This is a genomic window from Nostocoides sp., assembly GCF_035343835.1.
Classification (GTDB): domain Bacteria; phylum Actinomycetota; class Actinomycetes; order Actinomycetales; family Dermatophilaceae; genus Nostocoides_A; species Nostocoides_A vanveenii.
This window is the reverse complement of the sequence record NZ_DAOQZV010000131.1, coordinates 1-9,000: the sequence shown is the minus strand read 5'-3', so window position 1 is coordinate 9,000 and position 9,000 is coordinate 1. Positions and strand designations below refer to the sequence as shown.

Annotated in this window: 7 protein-coding genes; all 7 read left to right on the top strand. The window is 70.0% G+C overall.

What is annotated here, in order from left to right; all coding sequences use genetic code 11:
* A partial coding sequence (locus tag PKH97_RS10310) for a hypothetical protein (protein WP_324387322.1) occupies window positions 1–1,227 on the top strand: 1,227 nt, incomplete at its 5' end.
* Window positions 1,224–2,198 carry a glutamate ABC transporter substrate-binding protein gene (locus PKH97_RS10305; RefSeq protein WP_324387321.1) on the top strand — a complete coding sequence of 325 codons (975 nt, stop codon included), beginning with the start codon at window positions 1,224–1,226 and terminating at the stop codon, window positions 2,196–2,198. The genes PKH97_RS10310 and PKH97_RS10305, both read left to right, overlap by 4 nt.
* Window positions 2,198–3,412 (top strand): hypothetical protein, encoded by a 1,215-nt coding sequence (locus PKH97_RS10300; RefSeq protein WP_324387320.1) that lies wholly within the window; start codon window positions 2,198–2,200, stop codon window positions 3,410–3,412. The genes PKH97_RS10305 and PKH97_RS10300 overlap by 1 nt, the downstream gene beginning before the upstream one ends.
* Entirely contained in the window at window positions 3,409–5,820 is a 2,412-nt protein-coding gene (locus PKH97_RS10295) for a tetratricopeptide repeat protein (RefSeq protein ID WP_324387319.1), read from the top strand. The genes PKH97_RS10300 and PKH97_RS10295 overlap by 4 nt, the downstream gene beginning before the upstream one ends.
* Window positions 5,817–7,298: a PP2C family serine/threonine-protein phosphatase gene (locus PKH97_RS10290; RefSeq protein WP_324387318.1), complete on the top strand. Its 1,482-nt coding sequence runs from the start codon at window positions 5,817–5,819 to the stop codon at window positions 7,296–7,298. Before PKH97_RS10295 ends, PKH97_RS10290 begins: the two co-directional genes overlap by 4 nt.
* Window positions 7,279–8,562, top strand: coding sequence for a VWA domain-containing protein (locus PKH97_RS10285; protein ID WP_324387317.1), 1,284 nt, complete (start codon window positions 7,279–7,281; stop codon window positions 8,560–8,562). Before PKH97_RS10290 ends, PKH97_RS10285 begins: the two co-directional genes overlap by 20 nt.
* Window positions 8,559–9,000, top strand: a 442-nt coding sequence (locus PKH97_RS10280) for a zinc ribbon domain-containing protein (protein WP_324387316.1), incomplete at its 3' end; no start/stop codon positions are given. The genes PKH97_RS10285 and PKH97_RS10280, both read left to right, overlap by 4 nt.

Sequence of the window (9,000 nt, the reverse complement as noted above, 5' to 3'; positions counted from 1 at the left end):
GCCGAGGCCCGCCGCCACTACCTGACCGGCACGCCCGGCCGGATGCGCGTCCTCGCCGCCCTCGCCAGCCTGCTGTGCGTGGCGTTCGCCGTGACCGGCTTCCTCGGGCTGCGGGCGGTCGATGCCGCGGTCGACCGCGCCAGCGCCAACACCGAGCAGGTCGTACGGGTGCAGTCGATCTATGGCAACCTGCTCAAGGCCGACGCGGCTGTCACCAATGGCTTCCTGGTCGGCGGTCTGGAGAGCGAGAAGAACCGCCTGACCTATGACAGCGCGATGGCTGATGTGGCGCGCACTATCGCCGAGGCGGCGAAGGCCCAGCCGGCCGATGGCACCGCGCTGGCCGCCCTGAACCAAGCGGTCCAGGGCTACTCCAACAACATCGACCGCGCCCGCACCAACAACCGGCAGGCATTCACGGTCGGCCAGCAATATCTCAAGATCGCCGGTGACGGGTTGCGGCAGACGGCCCTCCCGATCGCCGCAAACCTCGCCAGCGCCAACGAGGCGCGCGCCGATGACGAACTCAATTTCGCCGGCTCCGGCGGATTGGTTCTCGGTATGGGCGTGCTGACGCTCGGCGCCCTTGTCGGCATCGGCCTGTGGCTGGCCCGCAAGACGCACCGCTACGTCAACCTGCCCCTCGTCGGCGCCGGCGTGTTGGTGGCGGGTGGCCTGGCACTGGCCACCATGCACGTCGTCGATGTCTCGTCCACGTTGATCGCCGTCAAGGGCGGGAACTTCAAGGCCGCGGTCTCCTTGGCAGGTGCCCGGGCAGCTGCCTTCGACGCCAAAGCGAACGAGAGCCTGACGCTCATCGCCCGAGGCAATGGCGCCACCTACGAGGAGCGCTTCCTCGCCTCCGCTGACCAAGCGGACAAGCAACTCGACGACATGCTGGCGGCGGACAAGACCCGCACCTCACTCAAGCCCCAGTTCAGCGACTATCGGACCCTGCACTCGAAGATCCGCGACGCCGACGACGGCGGTGACTGGAATGCGGCGGTGGGCCTCGCGACGAGCACCGCGTCGGGCTCGGCCAATGCCGTTTTCACCACCTTCGATGAAGCCTCCGGCACGGTCCTCGATCAGTTGGTGGCCGGCGTCGTCAAGGACTTCAACGGGCTCGGCGGCCGCTATCTGCCCTGGGTTCTCGGCTTGGGTGGCATGCTCGCCGCCCTGCTCGCGGGCCGCTCGATGACCAACCGGATCGAGGAGTACCGATGAACCGGCCGCGCTCTCTCGTCATCGCGGCGTCGGCCGCGCTGGGCCTGACCGCGTGCACGGGCGGCAACTTCGCCGACACGCCGCTCCCGACCGCCTCGTCCAGTTCGGCGTCCTCGAGTTCGCCGAGCAGCACCAGTGCGCCCGCGACCTGCACCAACGCCACGCAGTCCTACGACCCGCTGGGCAGCACCCCCCCGGCGAGTCAGATCACGGACTCGGCGCTGCGCCAAATCGTCAGCCGTGGCTATTTGCGGGTGGGCGTGTCCGCGGACAGCTATCTGCTGGGGGCCTACAACCCGCTCGACGGTCAGATCGAGGGCTTCGACATCGACATCGCCAAGGCGGTCGCCAAGGCACTCTTCGGCTCAGAGTCGAAGTTGCGGCTGGTGGTCATCACCGCCGGCGAACGCATTTCGGCCCTGCAAAGCGGCGAGGTCGACATGGTCGCCCGCAATATGACCATGACCTGCGGCCGATGGACGGACATCGCCTTCTCCAGCGAGTACTACCACGCCGGTCAGAAGGTCCTGGTGACGCGCGACAACACCGCCCAGAGCATGGAGGACCTCAAGGGTCAGAAGGTGTGCGCGCCTACCGGCACCACCAGCCTGACCAAACTCCAGGAGGTCGCGGCCAAGGTCGGCGGCATCGATATCGTCACCGCGAGCAATCACACCGGCTGTCTGGTTCTCTTCCAACAGGGCTACGTGACCGCGATCACCGGCGACGACACCGTGCTCGCCGGCCTGGCGGCCCAGGACCCTTATGCAAAGGTGACCGACGCCGCCGCCGTGACTGACGAGCCCTACGGTCTGGGCATCGCGAAGGAGAACGTCTACTTCGTCCGGTATGTCAACGCGGTCCTCGCCCAGTTGCGCAATGACGGTGGCTGGAAGGCGATCTACAACAAATGGTTCGCCGCGAGCCTGGGCAAGGCCCCCAACCCGCCAGCTCCGGTCTACGGCCGCTGATGTCTCTCGACCTGGGCCTGACCGCGTCCCCCGGGAGCACCCCGCGTGCGCCCGGGCGCCTCGGCGTGCCGGTGACCGCGGCCGAGGCGCTTCGGTATCTCACCGACCTCGGGCTGTGGATCGACGCGCGCCGAAGCCAACTGAGCGCTATCGACCAGGCCGCGCTCAACGCTCCCGACCAAGGTGATCGCGAGGCGCTCACGCATGACCTGACCGTCTCGATGGCGCTGTGGAAGGCGATCGCGGACCGGTACGAACTGCTCAAGGTCGCGTTCGACTCCGGCCGAGTGGGCCCGACGCAGGCCGAGCAGATCTCGACGCTCATCTGGGGCCGACTCGATGTCACGCCGGGCCAAGCGGGTGAGGCGGCGCGTTCTCGTGTGCCGTCGACGGCCGACGGCGCGCTCGCCGTCTCGCTGCCCGAAGCCTGTCGACTCTCGGATGCGATGACCTCTTCCCTGCGCGCCCGACTCGCGCTGGAGCCGACCGCCATGGATGTCGGGCTGCGGGTGAAGTCGATCCGCGAGGGCATCGAACGCATTCGTGACCAGATCGGCCTGATCCCGCCCGGCGCCTCGCGGGACAAGGCCAATCACGACCTGGTCGGCCTGGAACAGCGGCTCTTCGGCGTCACCGAGCGCGCCAAGCGGGGCGCGGATGTCGGCGGCTATCTCGGCCCGCTGGAAGTCGATGTCGCCGGACGGGAACGCGATCTGATCGTTGCCGCGGCGCGTCGCGTCTCGGGGGAGCGGGACGCTGCGACCGCGCGCGCCAAGGTCGCCGACCTCGCTGCCCGCGGTGACGCGATCCGTTCGCTGCAGGCGCAGTGCCTGCGGGACGTGACGCCCGCGCCCAAACTGGGCGTGCCCGACGTCCGGGCCCTCGGTGCCGTCCCCACCGATGCCGACGCCGTGGACGCCTTTCTCCGGCGACTCGAACTCGTCTCCCGCGCTCTCGATCAGGCCCACGAGACGTATGCCCGTGCCCTCGCCGAGCGTGAGGAGTTGCGCGGGCTGCTCGGCGCGCTCGATGCCCAGGCGGCGATGTCCCCGGCGATCACCGAGGACGAACGCGCCGACCTGGCACCGCTGCATACCCAACTGGTCGCCACCCTGGCGAGCACTCCGGTGCCCCTGGTGCGCGCGCGGGCGTTGATGGCGGCCTACCAGAGCTACCTGCAGGCTGTGACGACGAATGTGAGAGGCCCACGATGACGGATCCGAACGCCTGTCAGCAGCCGGGATGCACCGGCACCATCATCGACGGCTATTGCGATGTCTGCGGGATGCCCGGTGCGACCGGCACCGGCGACGTCTCGGCTGTCACTCCGGTGGTCGCGACCATCGCGACGCCGCCTCCGCCGCGTCCGCGCACCAGTGCCAAGCCGCCGGCGCCCCCTTCGCACCGGGAGGGGCTGGCGTGCAAGCAACCCGGATGCTCCGGCACGATCGTGGACGGCTACTGCGATGTCTGCGGCACCCCGAGCGTGCCCTCCGAAGTGACGCCCGGGGCCATGGGTGGGGAGTCGCCGGCTGAGGGAACCGCATCAAAGGTCTCCTCGCGGCTGGATGCCACCGCGTTGGGGTCAGCCCGGGCGCACTCGGGTGGCACGATCTCCACGCGTCGTATCTCCGGCCACTCCACGCGGATGCGGACGGCCCGGATCGGCGCCGGTGTCACGTCGGTCCCGCCGGTTCCCGAGATCGACGCCTCGTCGGCTGTCCTGAAAAATCCCGTCGTCCCGGAGGACAAGCGTTTCTGTCCCAAGTGCGGCGAGCCGGTCGGCCGTGGCCGCGACGGGCAGCCAGGGCGGACGACTGGGTTCTGCGCCAACTGCCGGGCGCCCTTCGATTTCACGCCCAAGCTCAAGCCGGGCGACCTTGTCGCCGGGCAGTACGAAGTCGCCGGCTGCCTGGCGCACGGTGGCCTGGGCTGGATCTATCTGGCCCGCGACCGCAACGTCTCCAACCGCTGGGTGGTGCTCAAGGGCCTGCTCAATTCCGGCGACCCGGACGCGCTCGCGGCAGCGCTCGCCGAGCAACGCTTTCTCGCGCAGGTAAGCCACCCCAATATCGTCGAGATCTACAACTTCGTCAGCCATGACAATGCCGGCTACATCGTCATGGAATACATCGGTGGCACGTCCCTGAAATCCCTGCTCAAACAGCGGATGAAGGCGACGGGGAGTTACAACCCGATCCCGGTCGATCAGGCCCTGGCCTACATCATCGAGATCCTGCCGGCCTTTCAGTATCTCCACGATCTCGGGCTGGTCTACTGCGACTTCAAGCCGGACAACATCATCCAGATCGGCGACGAGGTGCGCTTGATCGACCTCGGCGGCGTGCGCCGGATCGACGATGAGGACTCGGCGATCTTCGGCACGGTCGGCTATCAGGCGCCCGAGGTCGCCGAGCAGGGGTGCACGGTGGCCTCGGACATCTACACCATCGGCCGGACGCTCGTCGTGCTGACAATGGAGTTCCGCGGCTACCAGACGACCTACGTCAAGTCCCTTCCGCCGCCGGAGCAAGTGCCGATCTTCGCGCAGTACGACTCCTTCTACCGGCTCCTGCTGAAGGCCTGCGCCCCCTCGCCCGACGACCGCTTCGTCTCCGCCGACGAGATGCGCAACCAGATGCTCGGCGTGCTGCGCGAGGTCGTCGCCCAGAACCGCAAGGGTGGGGCTGCCTCCTCGTCCGCGGCGTCGGTGCTCTTCGATCCGCCGCCCACAGGCGATGCCGTGATGACCTGGGAGGATCTGCCGGCCCTGAGGCCGGACGCGAGCGACCCGCAGATCGGCTGGCTCGCGACGATCGCCGCGCAGCCGCCCGGCCAACGGCTGCTCGCCCTCAACGCCCCGCCCGGCCGGAGCACCGAAGTGGCCCTCGCGCACGGACTGGCCGCCTTGGAGGCCGGCGACTTCGCCGTCCTGGACTCGGTCGTGCAGCGGATGCTCGCGGACGACCCGTGGGAGTGGCGGGCGGTGTGGCTCTCCGGTCTCGGTGCCCTCGCCCGCAACTATCCGGCCCAGGCACAGAGCGCCTTCAATGCCGTCTATGGGCAGGTGCCCGGTGAACTGGCGCCCAAACTCGGGCTCGCGCTCGCCTGTGAGTTGAGCGGGACCGACGAGATCGCCGAGTCGCTCTACACCATCTGCGCGCGCACTGATGCTGCCTACGTGCCGCACGCGGCCTTCGGCCTGGCCCGGCTTCGAGCCGCCCGGAACGACCTGGACGGCGTCCAGTCCGCCCTCGCGCTCGTCTCGCCGACGTCGAGCGCCTATCCCCTAGCGCGGCAGCACTGGGCCGAGGCCCTAGCCGGAGCACCCCGTGACCTGGCCGATCTGGACCTGGCCCTGAGCACGGCCGCCACCGCCGGATTCAGTCGGCGCCGGCGCGCCGAGATCGCCGTGGACGTCTATCGCGATGGCTTGGCGAGGGTCGAGAAGGACGGGCCCACCGCCGGCGCGCAGGTCGGTGGCCGGCCGGCGACCGCGGACGGGCTCAAGGCCGGGCTGGAGAACTCCCTACGCGACCTGGCAGCGACCACCGAAAACCCGATCGAGCGGCTGCGGCTGGTCGATGAGGCCAACGCCGTCCGACCGTGGAGCCTGGTATGACCGACGTGCTGTGCCCATCGTGCTCGGCGGCCAATCCCGCCGGCTCGCAGTTCTGCGAGGCGTGCGGCGCCGACCTCTTCCCGGGCGGCTCGGGTGGCGCGGCAGCCGCCGGTGGCCCGAGAGATTCCTCGGCCGCCGGGGTGGCAGGCCGGCTGACGCCCCCGAGTTGGCAGTCGGGGGGACTCCCCGCGCAGCACGCAACTGGCGACGGCACCGGCCCGGGACCGAGCGGGCCGGCCCCGGTCAGCGCCGGGAATTTCGACCCGGCGGCTCTGCCCAGCCCGCAGCGAGCAGCCACCCCGGCGCCGCTCATTGCGGGTGAGGAGTCACCGCTAGACATCGGCTGGACCGGCGTCGTGCCCGGTGGCACCAACCCGTATGACGCAGCCCCCGTCTCGGTTCCCTGTGTCGCGTGCGGGGTCGGGGTCTACGCCGACGGCTACTGCGACAATTGCGGCAGCAAGGAGCCCAACCCGCGTGACCACCTCGAGGAATCCCCGGCCCCGTGGGTTGCCGGGGTCAGCGATATTGGTCGCCGGCACTCGCGCAACGAGGACGCGCTCGCGCTCACCGCCGAGGCCGAGCATGGGAGTCGAGCGGTGCTCGTCGTCTGTGACGGGGTTTCCAACTCTACCGACTCCGACAAGGCCTCGTTGGCGGCCGTGCGGGCGGCCCGAACCGTGCTCGACCAACCCCTGGCCGTGGGGGCGGGCACCCCGGAGGCCACTGCGGCTGCGGCGGTCAAGAGGCTCGGCGATGCCGTGGCGGCTGCCTCGAAGGCCGTTGTCGCCGTGGCCGGGCCTGAAGACCCCGCACCGCCGTCGTGCACCTTCACCGGCGCGATCGTGGCGGGGGACACGGCATACGTCGGGAATGTCGGTGACAGCCGCATCTATTGGCTGCCCGACGCCGGACCGGGCGCGCGGCAGTTGAGCCGCGACGACTCGGTCGCCGCCGATCGGATCGCGTCGGGCGTCGAGCGCAAGGAGGCCGAGACGGGGCCCATGGCGCACTCGATCACCCGCTGGCTCGGCTCCGATCAGCCCGACGATGTGACGCCGCATACGCAGGTGGTGACGCTTGCCGAGCCAGGCTGGCTGCTTTTGTGCAGCGACGGATTGTGGAACTACTGCTCGGAGGCGGCCGACCTGCGCGCGCTCGTGACCAATACGCTCGCAGCCGGAACGGCACCTGAGCCCCTGGCACTGGCGCGCAGCCTGGTCGACTTCGCCAACAATGCCGGCGGGGTCGACAACATCACGGTGGCGTTGGCGCGGGTCGGCCCGCCGCCGGAGCCCATCGTCGTCGCCGCCCAGGCGAGCGAGGCGGCGCTCCCCGCGGCGGACCCCACCCCGTCGAGCGCCGAGGTGGCGCCGGCGGATCCGACAAAACCGGCCGCGCCGGACACGCCTGCTACGCCGGATTTGGCAGGATCGACGCAACAAGAGGGAGGATCCCGTGGCGACATTCACGGCTGAGGCATTCCAAAACGAGTACCTACCCGACGGCGCGACCGATGTGCACGCCATCGTGCGCATCGACGCGTCCGGCGCGAGCCAAGCGGTGGCGAGCCCGAGCGGGGGGGCCGGCGCCGCCGAGGTGATCATCGTCGACACTTCCGGCTCGATGGGCGAGCGCGGCATCCAGCAGGGGTCGCTGGCCGCGACCGCCGCTCTGCAGGAGATCGTCGACGGCACCCACTTCGCGGTCATCGCGGGCAATCACCTCGCCTGGCAGGTCTACCCGCCGGCGCCGGTCCCGGGCCTGGCCATCATGGACGCGCGCACTCGCTCCGAAGCGATGAATGCCGTTCGCGGTTTCCGCGCGGATGGGGGCACCGCCATGGGGCAGTGGCTGCTGGCGGCCCGTCAGGTCTTCGCCCAGGTGCCGGACAGCTTCCGCAAGCACGCCATCCTGCTCACCGACGGTGCCAACGAGCACGAGACGCCGGACCAACTGACCTGGGCGATCCAGTCCTGCGCCGGCAACTTCCAGGCGGACTGCCGCGGGCTGGGGGATCGCTGGCAGGTCGACGAGGTCCGCCGGATCGCGTCGGCGCTGCTCGGCACGGTGGATCTGATCCCACGGCCAGAGGAGATGGCCGAGGAGTTCCGCGCGCTGATGCGCACCTCGATGTCCCGCGGCGTCGCCAACGCCGAGATCCGGGTCTGGGCGCCGCAGGGAGCCCAGGTGCTCTTCGTCAAGCAGGTCTCGCCGACTCTGGAGGACCTGACCAACCGCCGTCGCGAGGTCAATCCGCTCACCGGTGGCTACCCGACCGGGGCCTGGTCGGACGAGAGCCGCGACTACCACGTCGCCGTCCGCCTGCCGGCCAAGAGCGTCGGGCAAGAGCAACTCGCCGCCCGCGTGCAACTCGCCCTCGGCGACGACGTTCAGGCGCAGGCGCTCGTCAAGGCCAAGTGGTCCAACGACGATGCCCTCACTGCGCGGATCAATCCCCAGGTCGCGCAGTACACCGGCCAAGCCGAACTGGCCGCCGCGATCCAAGACGGCTTGGCCGCCAAGGCGGCGGGCCGCGACGACGAGGCAACCTCCAAGCTCGGCCGCGCCGTCCAACTCGCGACCCAAGCAGGCAACGACGAGATGACGACCCGGCTGAAGAAGGTCGTCGACATCGAGGATCCCGAGACTGGCACGGTGCGGTTGAAGAAGCAGGTGGAGAAGCTGGACGAGATGGCCCTCGACACGGCGTCGACCAAGACCACGCGGGTGCGCAAGTGAGCGCCGTCTGCCCGAACGGGCACACCAGCGACTCGACCGACTACTGCGACACCTGTGGAGCGCCCATTCCCGAGGGCGCCGTGACTCCGGGCGCGGCGGGCACTGCCGCGCCAGCGGCGTCGGTGGGCGCGGTGAACTCGCTCGACCTGCCGCCCGTCGGGGCGCCCGCGGCGCCGGCCGGACCGAAGGACTGCCCGAACTGCCAGACGGCTAATGCGCCCGAGAGCTTGTTCTGCGAGGCGTGCGGCTATGACTTCACCACGGGCGCCCTGCCCGCGAGCGTCGTTGCCGCCGAAGCCGAGTCGGCCGCCGAGGGCACGCCCGACGGCTCCGGCGAACTCGCCGGACTCGCCGGCGCCGAAGAACTCGATGCGGTCGGGGCCTCGGTCTTCGCCGAGGGCGAGGACGGCGAGGGCGAGCCTGGCCCCGGCGAGCCGG